This is a genomic window from Chelatococcus sp. KU-N122 (genome assembly GCF_055391085.1).
Genome location: NZ_AP043981.1, coordinates 3,830,106 through 3,845,148, shown reverse-complemented (window position 1 = coordinate 3,845,148; position 15,043 = coordinate 3,830,106). Strand labels below are relative to the sequence as shown.

13 protein-coding genes are annotated in these 15,043 nt (G+C 69.6%); 8 read left to right on the top strand and 5 right to left on the bottom strand.

The window, feature by feature from the left end; all coding sequences use genetic code 11:
- Position 1: 1 nt before the first annotated feature.
- Complete coding sequence (locus ACZ5PO_RS17165) at positions 2 to 2,170, top strand: heavy metal translocating P-type ATPase (protein ID WP_464195593.1); 2,169 nt, start codon at positions 2 to 4, stop codon at positions 2,168 to 2,170.
- Between the two features lie 5 nt (positions 2,171 to 2,175).
- On the opposite strand, the gene ACZ5PO_RS17160 is transcribed toward ACZ5PO_RS17165, so the two are convergent.
- Positions 2,176 to 3,066 (bottom strand): LysR family transcriptional regulator, encoded by an 891-nt coding sequence (locus ACZ5PO_RS17160; RefSeq protein ID WP_464196878.1) that lies wholly within the window; start codon positions 3,064 to 3,066, stop codon positions 2,176 to 2,178.
- A 132-nt stretch (positions 3,067 to 3,198) separates the two neighbouring features.
- Between ACZ5PO_RS17160 and ACZ5PO_RS17155 the strand changes: the two genes are divergently transcribed.
- The 3 genes from ACZ5PO_RS17155 (at position 3,199) to ACZ5PO_RS17145 (ending at position 7,173) form a co-directional block, all read left to right on the top strand.
- Entirely contained in the window at positions 3,199 to 4,182 is a 984-nt protein-coding gene (locus tag ACZ5PO_RS17155) for an NAD(P)H-dependent flavin oxidoreductase (protein ID WP_464195591.1), read from the top strand.
- A 271-nt stretch (positions 4,183 to 4,453) separates the two neighbouring features.
- Positions 4,454 to 5,650 (top strand): ABC transporter substrate-binding protein, encoded by a 1,197-nt coding sequence (locus ACZ5PO_RS17150; RefSeq protein WP_464195589.1) that lies wholly within the window; start codon positions 4,454 to 4,456, stop codon positions 5,648 to 5,650.
- 8 nt (positions 5,651 to 5,658) lie between these two features.
- The gene (locus ACZ5PO_RS17145; protein ID WP_464195587.1) at positions 5,659 to 7,173 is read left to right on the top strand and encodes an acyl-CoA synthetase; all 1,515 of its coding nucleotides are present in this window, start codon (positions 5,659 to 5,661) and stop codon (positions 7,171 to 7,173) included.
- A gap of 45 nt (positions 7,174 to 7,218) precedes the next feature.
- On the opposite strand, the gene ACZ5PO_RS17140 is transcribed toward ACZ5PO_RS17145, so the two are convergent.
- Positions 7,219 to 8,118 (bottom strand): LysR family transcriptional regulator, encoded by a 900-nt coding sequence (locus ACZ5PO_RS17140; protein ID WP_464195585.1) that lies wholly within the window; start codon positions 8,116 to 8,118, stop codon positions 7,219 to 7,221.
- Positions 8,119 to 8,240: 122 nt separating this feature from the next.
- Between ACZ5PO_RS17140 and ACZ5PO_RS17135 the strand changes: the two genes are divergently transcribed.
- The 4 genes from ACZ5PO_RS17135 to ACZ5PO_RS17120 all read left to right on the top strand — a co-directional run bounded on the left by ACZ5PO_RS17135 (position 8,241) and on the right by ACZ5PO_RS17120 (position 13,275).
- On the top strand, positions 8,241 to 8,966 hold the full coding sequence (locus ACZ5PO_RS17135) for an SDR family oxidoreductase (RefSeq protein ID WP_464195583.1): 726 nt from the start codon (positions 8,241 to 8,243) through the stop codon (positions 8,964 to 8,966).
- A 69-nt stretch (positions 8,967 to 9,035) separates the two neighbouring features.
- Entirely contained in the window at positions 9,036 to 9,452 is a 417-nt protein-coding gene (locus tag ACZ5PO_RS17130; RefSeq protein ID WP_464196876.1) for a carboxymuconolactone decarboxylase family protein, read from the top strand.
- Positions 9,453 to 9,478: 26 nt separating this feature from the next.
- On the top strand, positions 9,479 to 9,817 hold the full coding sequence (locus ACZ5PO_RS17125; protein WP_464195581.1) for an Atu4866 domain-containing protein: 339 nt from the start codon (positions 9,479 to 9,481) through the stop codon (positions 9,815 to 9,817).
- Positions 9,818 to 10,290: 473 nt separating this feature from the next.
- The gene (locus ACZ5PO_RS17120; protein ID WP_464195579.1) at positions 10,291 to 13,275 is read left to right on the top strand and encodes a DNA translocase FtsK; all 2,985 of its coding nucleotides are present in this window, start codon (positions 10,291 to 10,293) and stop codon (positions 13,273 to 13,275) included.
- A 116-nt stretch (positions 13,276 to 13,391) separates the two neighbouring features.
- Here ACZ5PO_RS17120 and vapC read toward each other — a convergent pair whose 3' ends face one another.
- From vapC to ACZ5PO_RS17105, 3 genes are all read right to left on the bottom strand, one after another.
- Positions 13,392 to 13,781, bottom strand: a complete 390-nt coding sequence (gene vapC / locus ACZ5PO_RS17115; RefSeq protein ID WP_464195577.1) for a type II toxin-antitoxin system VapC family toxin — start codon at positions 13,779 to 13,781, stop codon at positions 13,392 to 13,394.
- Positions 13,778 to 13,987 (bottom strand): type II toxin-antitoxin system VapB family antitoxin, encoded by a 210-nt coding sequence (locus ACZ5PO_RS17110; RefSeq protein WP_464195575.1) that lies wholly within the window; start codon positions 13,985 to 13,987, stop codon positions 13,778 to 13,780. Before ACZ5PO_RS17110 ends, vapC begins: the two co-directional genes overlap by 4 nt.
- 89 nt (positions 13,988 to 14,076) lie before the next feature.
- The gene (locus ACZ5PO_RS17105) at positions 14,077 to 14,994 is read right to left on the bottom strand and encodes a LysR family transcriptional regulator (RefSeq protein ID WP_464195573.1); all 918 of its coding nucleotides are present in this window, start codon (positions 14,992 to 14,994) and stop codon (positions 14,077 to 14,079) included.
- Between the last annotated feature and the right edge of the window lie 49 nt (positions 14,995 to 15,043).

Sequence of the window (15,043 nt, the reverse complement as noted above, 5' to 3'; positions counted from 1 at the left end):
CGTGCGGATCGGGATCGTCCACGAGACCGCGGGCCGCCTGCGGCTGAAGTTCGATGCGGACGCCGCCACGCTGGCACGCGCCGGCGCATCGGTCCGCGAGGTGCGCGGCGTCAAGGACGTGCGCATCAATGCGGGGTGCCGCTGCGTCGTGGTCTTGTACGACGGATCCGGCGCGGCGCGGAGCGAAGTGCTGGCGCGGGCGGCTGATCCGTCCCCGGACCTGCCGCCTCTGGTGCAGCCGCCGCGCGCCGACCCCTCCGGCGTGACGCTTGCCGCGGCCGCCCTGGCCGGCGCCGTTCTGCTGCCGCGGCCGGCCGCGGCGGCGCTGACCTATGTCAACGTGGTGGGCACGGTGGCGCGGGGAGCCGTCGCCGCCATGCGCCATGGGCTCAAGGTTGAGGTGCTCGACGCCATCGCGCTGGCGCTGCCGGCGACCCGGGGCGAATTCCTCACGGCCAACTTCACGCGCCTGCTGATGGAGCTTGCCGGCTATATCGAGGCGACCACCGTCGAGCGCTCCGACGAGCTGCTGCGCTCGCTGCTCCACCGTACGCCCGACGACGTCTGGATCACGACCGACGACGGCGCCATGCAGCGCGTCGCCTTCGCCTCGCTCCAGGGCGGCGAGCATGTGGTGGTGGGCCTCGGCGAGACCATCCCGGTCGATGGCACGGTCATCTCCGGTGACGCCTTCGTCGACCAGTCGGCGGTCACCGGCGAAAGCCTGCCCATTCCCCTCGCTCCCGGCGGTATCGCTCTCGCCGGCGGCATCCTCACCGACGGCCGCCTCGTGATCCGCGCCGACCGGGTGGGGCAGAGCACCACGACCGGGCGCATCACCCGCTACATCCAGGAGGCCCTCGAGCGGCCGGCGGAGATCCAGTCGGTGTCCGACGCGCTGGCCGACCGGCGCGTCGGCATCACCCTCGCCTCGGCCGCCGGCGTGTTTGCCCTGACGCGGAACTGGCGGCGCATGGAAGCCGTCTTCATGGTGGACTATTCCTGCACCGTGAAGCTGGGCACGCCGATCGCGCTCAAGAGCGCCATGTACCGCGCCGCCCGGCAGGGCTGCCTGGTCAAGAGCGGCCAGGCCATCGAGGCCCTGGCCGGCGTCGACACGGTGGTCTTCGACAAGACCGGCACGCTCACCCACAACACGTTGCAGGTCACCGACGTCTGCCCGCTGCACCCGGACGTGGACGAGGAAGCGGCGGTGGCGCTCATCGCCTCGCTCGGCGAGCACACCAACCACCCCATCGCACGCGCCGTGGTGCAGCTGGCCGCCCAGCGCCATCTCGCCCATGTGCCGCACGAGGAGGTCAGCTTCATCGTCGGCCACGGCGTGGAAGGCCACGTCCACGGCGATCTCATCTGCTTCGGCAGCCGCCATTATCTCGAGGACGACGAGCACGTCTCCTTCGAGCGGCAGCGGGCCCGGGTGATGCGCTTTCAGGCGGAGGGAAAGTCCATGCTCTACGCCTCCCGCAACCGGCGTCCGCTGGCCATGTTCGCCTTGCGCGACCGGCTGCGGGACGAGAGCGCATCCACGCTCGCGCGCCTGCGCGAGCTGGGCATCCGGCGCCTGGTCATGATCACCGGCGACCATCGGGCCAAGGCCCTGGCGTTCGGCGAGGCACTCGGCATGGACCAGGTGTTCTACGAGCAGCAGCCCGAGGACAAGGCACGCATCATCGCCGATCTCAAGGCGGCGGGGGCGCGGATCGCCTATGTGGGCGACGGCGTGAACGACGGGCCGGCCCTCATGGCCGCGGACGTCGGCATCGCCATGCCGCAGGCGGCGGACATCGCCCGCGCCACGGCGGACATCGTGCTCATGGATGACAGGCTCGATTCGCTGGCCACCGTGGTCGAGACCTCCCAAGCGACCATGCGCCTCATCCGTTCCAATTTCGGTGTCGCCGTGGGTGCCAATTCGGCGATCCTGGCGGCAGCCGTGCTGGGCTACCTCTCCCCCATCGCCACGGCGACGCTGCACAACGGCACGACCATCGGCGTTCTCATCCGCTCGCTGCTCGCCGGACAGGCACGAACCCAGCCGGCGGCGGATCGCGCCACAGCGCGACATGACGGGCCTGTCGGAAGCGGCGCCGCAGCGCTCCCGGCCAACGAACGCCTCGCCATCGGCGAGGCGCTCGCGGCCGGCGGCTGAAGCGCTCAGCGCGTGCCGCTCAGCAGCCCCGCGTCTGCCCTGGCCAGGCCGGTGACGAAGTCGATCACGGCGCGCATGGCCGGCTGCTCGACGAGGTCGGGGTGCGCCAGCAGGCGGATGTCGGCGAGCGCGAACAGCTTGGCCGGCGCCACCCGGACCAGATCGGGATAGGTATCGCCGACGAAGCACGACAGCGCGGCGATGCCGAGCCCGGCGCGGGCCGCGGCCAGCATGTCGGCCTGGGACGAGCAGCGCAGGGCGACCGCGGCGGGGCCGGTCACCCGATTGCTCCAGCGTCCCAGGCCCGGGTTCGCGGCCAGGCCGGCGAAGCCGATGACGCGGTGGTGGCGCCAGTCCTCCCGCCGCTCCGGCAGCGGGCCGCGGCGGGCGTAGTCGCGGGAGGCGTAGAGACCGGCGCCCAGCCGCGCGATCTTGCGGCCGACCAGGTTCTCGCCGCCGCCTTCGAGGCGCAGCACGAGGTCCGCCTCCCGCTTGAGGACGCTCACCGGAAAGGGATGGGTGACGAGCTCGAGCTCGATCGCCGGATATTGCTGCAGGAAGCCGCGCAGGCGCGGCATCAGCCAGTGGCTCGCCAGCGTCGGCCCGATGGACAGCCGCACCCGCCCGCTGGCCCGCGCCCCGCCGGCGGCCATGTCCGCCTGGGCCTGCAGCGCGGCGGCGGCCATGGCATCGGCGTGCTCGCGAAAGCGGTGGCCGGCCGCCGTGAGCTCGAGCCCGGCGCGCGACCGGGCGAACAGGCGAATGCCCAGGTGCGCCTCCAGCGCCGCGATCTGGCGCCCCACCGTCGGGTGGCTGCTGCGCAGCTCCCGGGCCGCGCCGAGATAGCTGCCGGCTTCCGCCACCGCCACGAAGGTACGGCAGAGGTTCCAGTCCAGCCCGTTCATGCCTGATTGAGTCATTGTTCAATCTTGAACATAGGCGGCCGGCAAACAAGCCTTATGGTGGCGGGCGAAGGGGCGAGGCCCGTCCCGAACCCGCGCCCAAGCCGCTCTACCCAGGATCGATCGATGCCAGCCACCGCCCCCCTTCCCGACAGGCTCGAGCTGCCGGTCGTCGGCTCGCCGCTGTTCATCGTCTCCGGGCCCGAGCTGGTCATCGCCCAGTGCCAGGCCGGCATCGTCGGCTCCTTCCCGGCGCTCAACGCGCGGCCGGCGCACGTGCTCGACGAGTGGCTCACGCGCATCCGCGGCGAGCTCGGCGAGTACGCGGCGCGCCACCCGGAGAGGAAGGTGGCGCCGTTCGCCGTCAACCAGATCTGCCACGCCTCCAACGACCGGTTGATGCAGGACATGGAGACCTGCGTGAAGCACGAGGTGCCGATCATCATCACCTCGCTCCGGCCGCCGGCGGAGATCGTCGAGGCCGCCCATTCCTACGGCGGCGTGGTGTTCCACGACGTCATCAACGTGAAGCATGCCCGCAAGGCGGCGGAGCAGGGCGTGGACGGGCTCATCCTCGTCTGCGCCGGCGCCGGCGGCCATGCCGGCACGCTGTCGCCGTTCGCGCTGGTGCGCGAGGTGAAGCAATGGTTCGACGGCACGGTGCTGCTGTCGGGCGCCATCTCCGACGGCTGGGGCATCGCCGCCGCCCTGGCGCTCGGCGCCGACCTCGCCTACATGGGCACTCGCTTCATCGCCACGCAGGAAGCCAATGCCGATGCCGCCTACAAGCAGGCGCTCATCGACTATGCCGCGCACGACACCGTCTACACCAACCTGTTCACCGGCGTGCACGGCAACTACCTCGGCCCGTCGATCGCCGCCACCGGGCTCGACCCGGACAACCTGCCGGTGGCCGACAAGACCAAGATGAACTTCGGCTCGGGCGGCAACATGAAGGTCAAGGCGTGGCGCGACATCTGGGGCTGCGGCCAGGGCATCGGCCAGATCGCCGACGCGCCGCCGGTGGCCGAGCTGGTGGAGCGGCTGAAGCGGGAGTTCACTGAAGCGAGCGACGGCTTCGTCCGCCGGAGCGGCGGGCGCGCAGCGTAGAATCGAGGCGTAGTGCCCTCGCAGTAGAGGTCGCTAGCGGTCCAGCCGCGCACCTCGCCCCGCGTGCGGGGAGAGGTCGGATCGCGCGCAGCGCGAGCCGGGTGAAGGGGCGTGCCAGAGCGGGGCTCATGGCCGGTCACGCCACGCGGCGGGCCCTCTCACCCTGCTCTCTCCCCGCAGGCGGGGAGAGGGGTGCACACCGGCTTCCGTCGGCGGCAATCATGCCGCTACGAATCCGGTTCAAGCGTGAGAAAAACAAGCGGAGGGAGTGATGACCATACGTGCGCGGCGCGTCTGTGCGGCCGTCCTGGCCACAGCCTGTGGTGCCGGAGCGGCGCTGGCCGAGCCCAGCTTCAAGGGCGAGATCCGCATCGGCCAGACCTTGCCCTACAGCGGCCCCCTGTCGGGCTTCGGCATCATCGGCCAGGCGGAAGCCGCCTATTTCAAGATGATCAACGACAGGGGCAGCATCAACGGCCGCAAGATCGTGTTCATCAGCCTGGACGACCAGTATTCGCCGCCCAAGACGGTGGAGCAGACGCGCAAGCTGGTGGAGCAGGAGAATGTCCAGCTCATGTTCGGCTCGCTCGGCACCGCCACCAACAACGCGGTGCACCGTTATCTCAACGGCAAGAAGGTGCCGCAGCTGTTCATCCTCAGCGGCGCCACCAAGTGGGCCGACCCGGAGACCTATCCGTGGACCATGCCCGGCATGGCCATCTACGCCTCCGAAGGAGCGATCTACGCCAAGTATATCCTGGCGCAGAAGCCCGACGCCCGCATCGCGGTGCTGTCCCAGAACGACGACTTCGGCCGCGACTACCTCGCCGGCTTCCGGCGCGGCCTCGGGGCGAAGGCGGACAGCATGATCGTGGCCCAGGCCACCTACGAGAGCACGGACCCGACCATCCATTCACAGCTCGCGGCGCTGAAGGCCTCGGGCGCCGACGTGGTGTTCGGCATCACGCTCGGCAAGTTCGCCAGCCAGTTCATCAAGGGCATCGCCGATATCGGCTGGAAGCCGGACATGGTGTTCGTGCCGACCTCCGCCGCATCGCTCACGTTCCTGAAGCCGGCGGGCCTGGAGAACGCCGTCGGGCTGCTGTCCGCCAGCACACAGAAGGACGTGAACGAGAAGCAATGGGCGGACGATACCGGCGTGACGGCCTTTCAGGCTTTTATGCGGGACTACATGCCGGGTGCCGACATCACCAATTCCAACTATGCCACGGGCTACCTCTACGCCTCGATACTAGTCGAAGTGCTCAAGGCCTGCGGCGACGACGTCAGCAGCGCCAACATCCTGAAGCAGGCGGCGTCGATGAAGGACGTGTCGCTGCCGCTGCTGCTGCCGGGGATCCTTATCTCCACCGGGCCCGACGACTACCTTCCCTTCCAGCAGATGCAGCTGCGCCGCTTCGACGGCACCAACTGGGTGCGCCTGGGCGAGCTAATCGACGACAGGTAGTGAGAGCCATGATCATCGCCGGTGACCGCACCCTCGACTACCCCACCCTGGACGAGCGCGTCGCGCGTGCCGCCAGCGGCTTCGCGAAGCTCGGTCTCGGCCCGGGCGCGCCGGTGGCGCTGATGCTGCGCAACGACTTCGCGTTCTTCGAGGCCGCGGCCGGCGCCTCCGCCCTCGGCGCCCCGTCGGTGCCGCTCAACTGGCACCTCAAGGCCGACGAGGCAGGCTACATCCTCGCCGACAGCGGCGCCCGGGCGCTGGTGTGCCATGCCGACCTGCTGCCGCAGATCCGCGCCGGCCTGCCGCCGGACCTGCCGCTCATGATTGTGCCGACGCCGCCGGAGGTGGCCGCCGCCTTCGGCGTTGACCCCGCCTCGACCGGCGTGCCCGACGGCCTCACCGATTGGAACACCTGGCGCGACGGCCAGCCGCCGCGGCCGGACGCGCCGCTGCGGGCCTCGGCAATCATCTACACCTCCGGCACCACCGGCCGCCCCAAGGGCGTGGTGCGCCAGCCGATGCGGCCCGAGCAGGCCGCCGTCGCCGAACGCGTCGGCGCCATCACCTACGGGATCGAGGCCGGCCAGAGCCAGGTCGTGCTGATGAACGGGCCGATGTACCATTCGGCGCCCAACAGCTACGGCAATCTGGCGGCGCGCCAGCGCTGCACCATCGTGCTCGAGCCGCGCTTCGATCCCGAGGACCTGCTGCGGCTGATCGAAACGCACCGGGTGACCCACATCCACATGGTGCCCACCATGTTCGTGCGGCTGCTGCGGCTGCCGGATGAGATCAAGGCGCGCTACGACCTCTCGTCACTGCGCTTCGTCGTGCACGGCGCCGCGCCCTGCCCGCCGGCGGTGAAGCGCGCCATGATCGACTGGTGGGGCCCGGTGATCAACGAGTACTTCGGCTCCACCGAGACAGGCATTCCGGTATGGCATTCGGCTGCTGAAGCATTGGCCAAGCCCGGCACCGTCGGCCGCGCCATCGAGGGCGGCATCGTCAAGATCTTCGGCCCCGCCGGGGAAGAGCTCGGTCCGAATGAGACCGGCGAGATCTACATGCGGCAGACCGCCATCTCCGATTTCGACTACCACCACAAGCCCGACGCGCGGGCCGAGGCCGGGCGGGAGGGCCTGATCAGCGTCGGCGACGTCGGCTATCTGGACGAGGACGGCTTCCTGTTCCTGCGCGACCGCAAGCGCGACATGGTGATCTCGGGCGGCGTCAACATCTATCCGGCAGAAATCGAGAACTCCCTGATCGGCATGGACGGCGTGCGCGACTGCGCGGTGTTCGGCATCCCGGATGAGGAGTTCGGCGAGCAGCTCTGCGCCGCGATCGAGGCCGACCCGGGCGCGGCGCTCACGGCGCCCGCGGTGCAGGCCTACTTGCGCGAACGGCTGGCCAACTACAAGGTGCCGAAGGTCGTCACCTTCCACGACGCGCTGCCGCGCGAGGCCACCGGCAAGATTTTCAAGCGCAAGCTGCGCGAGGCCTACTGGCCGAAGCAGGGGTGAGACGAGGCCCAGCGGCGACATCGTCGGCCAGCGCTCGCGCGTCTCCTAACGCATCGTCGGAAAGCGCTGCAGGTGATCGACGAGGGCGCGCATCTTCGGCGCGACGTTGCGGCGGCTCGGATAGTAGAGGTAGAAGCCGGCAAAGCGCGGACAATAATCCTCGAGAACGGACACGAGCTCGCCCCGCTCGATCCAGGGGCGAAAGCTCTCCTCCATGCCGAAGGTGATACCCGCCCCGGCGACAGCGAGCTTTATCATCAACGCCATGTCGTTCGTCGTGATCTCCGGCGCGACCGCGACGCTGAATTCCTCGCCGTCGGCGGCGAACTCCCACCGATAGGGCGCCACTTTGGGCGCGGGGCGCCAGCCGATGCAGCGATGGGCGGCGAGTTCGCCCGGGTGTGAAGGCGCCCCGCAACGATCGCGGTAGGCGGGTGCGCAAACGGCGAGCTGCCGCTCGTCTCCGGCAACGGAGACCGCGATCATGTCCTGTTCGATCACCTCGCCGAGCCTGACGCCGGCATCGTATCCCGCGGCGACGATATCGAACTCCCCGTCCGTCACGGTGATGTCGATCTGAATCTCCGGATTGGCCGCGGCGAAGGTCGCGAGGAACGGTCCTGACAGAAAACGCTCGGCGATCGACGAGACGGCCAGCCGCAACTGCCCGCGCGGGCGCCCGCGCAAGTTCCCGGTGGTCTCGATCGCGGCGCGTATGTCCGCCATGGCCGGCGCCACCTCGGCATGCAGGCGTTCGCCGGCCTCGGTCAAACTGACGCTGCGCGTCGTCCGGTGCACCAGCGCGATCCCCATCACCTCTTCCAGCCGCCGGATGGTCTGACTGACCGCCGAACGGGTGACGCCCATACGGCCGGCCGCGGCGCGAAAACTCCTTTCCTCGGCAACGAGCAGGAACACGGTGAGCGCGTTGAGATCTGGTGCCATTGGTTAGAAGTAGTTTCCATGGTGGCAAGGAATGGTCGCCTTATCGCAACAATGGGGCAAATCTATCTTCGTGGCGACCGCAGCAAGGCGGCCCCGAGATCAATCCACGACGAAAGACGCCCATGTCCCTCAACAAGGTCATCCTCATCACCGGCGCTTCGAGCGGCATCGGCGCCGCCATTGCCCGCGAGCTTGGCGCCGCCGGGGCCAAGGTCATGCTGGGCGCGCGCCGCAGCGATCGGCTGGACGCACTTGCCGAAGAGATCAATGCGAAGGGCGGCGAGGCACTGAGCCGCCGCCTGGACGTGACCAATCGTGCCGATGTCGCAGCCTTTGCCGAGGCGGCGCGTCAAGCCTTCGGGCGCGTCGACGTGATCGTCAACAACGCCGGCGTCATGCCGCTTTCGCTGATGGCCTCGACGAAGGTCGATGAGTGGGATCGGATGGTCGACGTCAACATCAAGGGCGTGCTCTACGGGGTCGCCGCCGTGCTGCCGGAGATGGTGGCGCGAGGCTCCGGCCATATCGTCAACATCGCCTCCATCGGCGCGCTGGCCGTCTCGCCGACGGCGGCCGTCTACTGCGCCACTAAATTTGCGGTGCGGGCCATCTCCGATGGCTTGCGGCAGGAGCACGACACCATTCGCGTCACCTGCATCCACCCGGGCGTCGTCGAAAGCGAGCTCGCCCATACGATCACCGACCCGGTGGCGGTGGAAGCGATGAAGACCTATCGCGCCATCGCGCTACAGCCGGACGCGATCGGCCGCGCCGTGCGCTTCGCCGTCGAGCAGCCGGATGATGTCGACGTCAGCGAGATCGTCGTTCGGCCGACGGCGAGCACATAGGAGGCATCGATGCGGTTTCGCCATCAGATCTCTGTCGGAGCTATCGCCGTCGCGCTCCTGCTCCATGCAATGCCGCCGGGAGCCATCGCGGAGACGACGGATGAGCGCCTGCTACGCGGCGATCAAGTCGTCCGGAGGCTGAATGACAGCAAGCCGCAGCCCACCCTGGAGCGCATGAGGCAGGAGTTTCCGTTCCTCGCCGAAGCAACCCAGGGCTATGCGCTCGGCGACGTATGGTCCCGCCCGGGCCTCGACGACCGCACGCGCCAGCTCGCCGCCGTCGCCGTGTTCGCGGCCTTGGGCGAGACCACCCTCATGAAAGTCCATGCCGGCTATGCGCTCAATGTCGGCGTGTCCGCGGATCAGCTGAAGGAAATCATCTACATGGTGACGGTTCCGGCCGGCTTCCCGCGGGCCATCGCGGCATCGCAAGCGCTGTCCGACCTGTTCGCCGAGCGCCGCGCCGCTCCCGGCAGGCAACCCTGACGGGTGGCCCCATGAAGCAGGCTTCGATGTTTGCCGCCGCCGCGCTGGTTGCCTGCGCGGCCGTCGTTCCGACCCAAGAAGGCCTCGCCCAGATGAACGCCAACCAGACATCCGCCGCACAGCCGGCGCAAAGCCATCCGTATGTCGGCATGTGGATCACCGCCGACGGCCTTGTCCGTCACAATTTGCTTCCGGGCGGCCGCTACGACGAGGCCCGCGGATCTCGCGAGAGCGCATACCAGGGACGCTACGACGTCCGAGGGAACGACATCTTCTACTGGGACGATACCGGCTTCACCGCCGACGGGCGGTTCATCGACGGCGTCCTGCATCATGGCGGCATGATCCTGTATCGGCGGGAGTAGCAGCTGCAGCGAAATGCCGGCAGTCCGCGGCTGCCATGAGCGGTGCGAGGTCTGTCCGCCTCACGCCGCTCGATGCGTGCCGCCGTCGACGGCGATGGTCCGGCCGGCACCCGAGGGCGACCGCTGCCTTGCTCACGCTCCCCCGTGACGGCGGGCCCCTTGCCACCGCGACGGGAGGGAGACGCTGTCTTGCAAGCGTGGAGAGTTAGGCGAGCCGGCGAACGACCTCCCCTCGTGGGGTCGCCGCCGCGAGCGAAGCCGAGGAACTGGCGGGCGGTGCTCCAGCCGCCGCAACGCCGGCCAGCCATACATTTCCCATCGAATTCCGCGCGTCGCGGCGACGCCACGGCGTGTGGAAAAGCGTGGCCGAACGCACCTGACGGCGGCCGTCCAAACCTCCCATTAACGACAACCGATTATTCCCTGAGACGAAGGTTGCCGGCCGGTGCCGGCCAGTGGGGTCATGCTCGCACATGTCGTCTTGGAATCGCCCTCCCTATCCGCTCGCCTCGGTGTTCACCCCCTCGGCCGGCTCCGGCGCCGAGACCCGCGTCAGCGTATCCACGTGGATGGAGCCCAGCCAGGCGCCGCGCTGGTTCAGCCCCTTCACCCTCGACAAGAACACCCGCTTCACCCGCACGCCGGACGTGTTCATGCGGCCACCTGGGCCGCAGCGGGACATGTCCGCCAGTGCCCTCCCCGCCGCACGCCCGGCGCCCACGCCGGATGAGGAAGCCGTGACCGACGCGGTCGAGGATGACGAGGCGTTCGTCGCCCCCATCGACGAGGTCGAGGAAGCCTTTGCCGCGCTCGCGGCGGCGGACGAGCGCTTCGGCTTCGACGAGCGGGAGGAGGCCGCCGCCGCGCTCGCCGCAGTGCCGGCCGCGCTCGCGCGCCCCCTGCCTGCCGCAGCTGAAGCCGCCGCGCCGGACACCCGCCACATCGCCGACGAGCTAGACGAGGCGGCCTTCGCCGACGGGGCGGCACCCGATGATGTGGCGGAAGCCGCTGCGCCGGCCGCCACCCGCGCCGCGGCACTGCTGGCCGACCTGCTCGAAAAGCCCCGCTCCGATCCGCACAACGAGCCCGCCGACCTCGACGACGAGATCCCGGTCGAAGCCCACGACGCATGGCTCGCCGAGGCGGACGAAACGCTGCCCGTCGACCCGGCCGAAGAGTTCGCGGCCGGTGCGCCCGACGAACTGCGGGCCGAGCCGCCCGAGCTGCTGGCCGACGCGCCCGAAGAGCTCTTCGGCGACCCGCGGCACGAGCTGCCCACCGATCAGGCGGAGGCGCTCGCGGCCGATTCGGACGACGAGTGGCTCGACGAGCCGACCGAGGAGCTCCCCGCCGTGCCGTGCGACAACCGGCTCGCCGAGCTGCCCGAGGCGATCCGCCGGCTCGCCGGCCTCATCGTCATCGCCCCGCCTGCGCCGCCCCTCGCGGCGGCGGAGCAGGACCTGGCCGAGACGCCGGAGGATGTCCCGGTCGAGGCGCTCGCCGTCGAGGCGGACGCCGACGACGGGCAGATGGTCGACTACACGGTGTATGCAGCGGACGGAGAGGACCAGGAGGTAGAGGACCAGTCCGTCGCGGCGCAGCCCGAGCCGGAGGCCGTCGCGGCATCGGCGGACGACGAGGCACCGGAGACCGCCGCCGAGACCGAGGAAGCCGCCGAGCCGGCGCAGGCCGCCGCGCCGATGCCGTTCCCGGCGCTCGACATGGGCTCCATGGTACGCGCCTCGTTCGGCTGGCCGGTCTTCGCCCTCGCGGCCGCCCTGCCCGCCGAGCTGCCGACCGCCCCAGTTGGCGAAACGGCCGCAGAGCCGGCAGGGGAGGCGGAGGCCGTCGAGGCCGCGGCGCTCGACGATTTCGACGGCATCGACGACGGCGAAGACTTGAACGACGAAGACTTGGACGACGACCTGGACGACGCGCCCGGCTACCAGCTGCCGCCGCTGCGGCTGCTGACCGAGCCGCCGCAGCTCGAGCCCGCCTTCGAGCTCTCGGAAGAATTCCTGGACCGCAACTCCGCCGCGCTCCAGCAGACCCTGTGGGATTTCGGCGTGCGCGGCCAGATCATCGACGCCAACCCCGGCCCGGTGGTCACGCTCTACGAGTTCGAGCCGGCGCCTGGCACCAAGTCGAGCCGCGTCATCGGCCTCTCGGCCGACATCGCCCGCTCCATGAGCGCCATCTCCACCCGTGTCGCCGTGGTCGAGGGCCGCAACGTCATCGGCATCGAGCTGCCCAACCAGCGCCGCGAGACCGTGTGGCTGCGCGAGCTCCTGGCCAGCCACGCCTTCGCCGAGGCGAGCGGCCGCCTCGGCATCTGCCTGGGCAAGACCATCGGCGGCGATCCTGTCATCGTCGACCTCGCCCGCATGCCGCACCTCTTGGTGGCCGGCACCACCGGCTCGGGCAAGTCGGTCGCCATCAACACCATGATCCTGTCGCTGCTCTACCGCCTGTCGCCGGAGCAGTGCCGGCTGATCATGATCGACCCCAAGATGCTGGAGCTCTCCGTCTACGAGGGCATCCCGCACCTGCTCACGCCGGTGGTTACCGACCCCAAGAAGGCGATCATCGCCCTGCAATGGGCGGTGCGCGAGATGGAGGAGCGCTACCGCAAGATGTCGCGCCTCAAGGTGCGCAACATCGAGGGCTTCAACGCCCGCGTCGCTGAGGCGCGCCGCACCGGCGAGGTGATCACCTCGACCGTGGAGAGCGGCTTCGACCGGGACACCGGCGAGCTGGTCTACGACGAGGTCACCATGGACCTCGCCTCGCTGCCCTACATCGTCATCATCGTCGACGAGATGGCCGACCTGATGATGGTCGCCGGCAAGGACATCGAGGGCGCCATCCAGCGCCTCGCCCAGATGGCGCGGGCCGCCGGCATCCACCTGGTGATGGCCACCCAGCGCCCGTCGGTCGACGTCATCACCGGCACCATCAAGGCCAACTTCCCCACCCGCATCTCCTTCCAGGTGACGTCGAAGATCGACAGCCGCACCATCCTGGGCGAGATGGGCGCCGAGACGCTGCTGGGCCAGGGCGACATGCTCTACATGGCCAACGGCGGCCGCATCACCCGCGTGCACGGCCCCTTCGTCTCCGACGGCGAGGTGGAGAAGGTGGTGGCCCACCTGAAGACGCAAGGGCGGCCCGAATACCTGGAGGCGGTCACCGCCGACGAGACGGACGAGGAGCCGGAAGAGGACACCGCCGTCTTCGACAAGAGCCCGCTCGCCGCCGACGACGGCGCCGACCACTACGACCAGGCCGTCGCCATCGTGCTGCGCGACCGTAAGGCCTCCACCTCCTACATCCAGCGCCGCCTCCAGATCGGTTACAACCGCGCGGCGAGCCTGATGGAGCGGATGGAGAACGAGGGCATCGTCGGCCCGGCCAACCACGCCGGGAAGCGGGAGATCTTGGCGAACCGGGCGGGGTGAGCGGCGGAGGCCATGGGCAGGTCAGCCCCGCCGGGCTGACCAAAGCTCCGTCGGCGTACGCATCTCAGCTCCCTGAGCGATGAGGCCGTCTTCCGTCCCCCGCGCCGGCCGCCGTCTTACGCGACCACAAGGCCGAGATGCTCTACCATCGGCGCGAAATCGCGGTCGTCGTGCAGCAGGGCGTGGCGATGCTCGATGCAGAACGTGCCGATGATGACGTCGGCTGTCTTGCGGACCGTGATGCCCTGCTCGCGTAGCTTGCGATAATTGCGGGCGGCGCGAGGGGCAAGCTCGGCATCGAGGAGCGGGACGACGGTATACTGGCGTAGACCCCGCTCAATGCGCGCCGCGTGGGCCTCATCGCGGGCGCCCTGAAGAACCTCGAGCAAGATGAGATCGCCGACCAGGAGCGGCTCTCGGCTGGCAGCGGCCTCCAATCTGGCGGTCGCTGCCGTTTGCTGGCCGCGCAGGTGCGCGATCCAGACGGAGCTGTCGACAAGGATCACTGCCGCTCCAGCGAGCGGCCCTGACGCATGTCGTCGAGGTCGCCGTCCCAGCCCAATCCCTTGAGATCCGCCAGCGCCACGGCCTGCTTGCGCACGCGGACGAGCAGCCGCAGGCCCTCTTCCACGGTGGCCCGCTTGGTCGACTGGCCGGACGCCTTCATGGCCTCGGACAACAGCTCGTCATCGATTTCGATGTTGGTTCTCATTCCACCGGCTCAATCGATGTGTATAAATTGAAATAGTATACACATCGCGGAGCTGTCGCAACGCCGGCGGCGGCCGCCGGCCGTTTCCTTCACGGGATCGACGACGCGCCGGCGCCCATGTGCGGATCCGCCCGGATGACGTCCTCGACGAAATCGAGCACGACCTTCACCCGGCTCGGCACGTTGCGCCGGGAGGGATAGACGAGCTGGATCGGCAGGCGCGCCGGCGGACAGGCGGGGAGGACGTTGACGAGACGGCCGGCCGCGATGTCCGGCAGGGCGATGAGGTGCGACAGGATCGCCAGGCCCCCGCCCGCCAGCGCCGCCCGGTGCACGCCCACGGCATTGTCGGCCGTCAGCCGCGGATTGATCCTGATGGCGACGTCCTCGGCGCCGGTGGACAGCGTCCATATCCGGCCGGCGCCGCCGCGGTCGTAGCAGATGCAGTCGTGAGCGGCGATGTCGGCCGGCTGGCCCGGGGCCCCGCGGCGCTCCAGATAGGCGGGCGCGGCGACGAGGAACGCCGTGGTCCAGCCGACGCGGCGGCAGATCAGGGCACTGTCGGCGACAGGCCCCAGCCGCACCTCGATGTCGATGCCCTCGCCCACGAGGTCGGACGCCTGCTCGCGGAAGAGCAGCTCGACGGCAAGCTGCGGATGGCGCGTGAGCAGCTCGCTGAGCCGTTCGCTGAGGTAGAGCCCAAGCACCGCCGGAACGCTCAGGCGGACCCGGCCGTTGGCGCCGTCGCCGTCGGAGCGGACGGCGTCGCCCAGTTGGTCCACGGCCTCGAGGATATGCCGCGCGAAGGGAACGGTGCGCTCGCCTTCCGCGGTGAGCGACAGCCCGCTCGTCGTGCGGTGCAACAGGCGGACGCTCAGGTGCGCCTCCAGGGCGGAGAGCTGGCGCGACACGGCCGACTGCGTGAGCTCCAGGTCAGCCGCCGCCGCAGAGAACGAGCCGGTTTCGGTGACCCGCAGAAAGCTCCTCAGCGCCGAAACCAGATCCATCGCTCTCCCCATGCGGTTTCATCATAAGCTCTATTCCGAACCCGACCAG

Coding starts and splice junctions, on each gene's coding strand:
- ACZ5PO_RS17155 (WP_464195591.1), top strand. CDS start 3,199: ATGCCAGCCACCGCCCCCCTTCCCGACAGGCTCGAGCTGCCGGTCGTC.
- ACZ5PO_RS17150 (WP_464195589.1), top strand. CDS start 4,454: ATGACCATACGTGCGCGGCGCGTCTGTGCGGCCGTCCTGGCCACAGCC.
- ACZ5PO_RS17145 (WP_464195587.1), top strand. CDS start 5,659: ATGATCATCGCCGGTGACCGCACCCTCGACTACCCCACCCTGGACGAG.
- ACZ5PO_RS17140 (WP_464195585.1), bottom strand. CDS start 8,118: ATGGCACCAGATCTCAACGCGCTCACCGTGTTCCTGCTCGTTGCCGAG.
- ACZ5PO_RS17135 (WP_464195583.1), top strand. CDS start 8,241: ATGTCCCTCAACAAGGTCATCCTCATCACCGGCGCTTCGAGCGGCATC.
- ACZ5PO_RS17130 (WP_464196876.1), top strand. CDS start 9,036: ATGCCGCCGGGAGCCATCGCGGAGACGACGGATGAGCGCCTGCTACGC.
- ACZ5PO_RS17125 (WP_464195581.1), top strand. CDS start 9,479: ATGTTTGCCGCCGCCGCGCTGGTTGCCTGCGCGGCCGTCGTTCCGACC.
- ACZ5PO_RS17120 (WP_464195579.1), top strand. CDS start 10,291: ATGTCGTCTTGGAATCGCCCTCCCTATCCGCTCGCCTCGGTGTTCACC.
- ACZ5PO_RS17110 (WP_464195575.1), bottom strand. CDS start 13,987: ATGAGAACCAACATCGAAATCGATGACGAGCTGTTGTCCGAGGCCATG.
- ACZ5PO_RS17105 (WP_464195573.1), bottom strand. CDS start 14,994: ATGGATCTGGTTTCGGCGCTGAGGAGCTTTCTGCGGGTCACCGAAACC.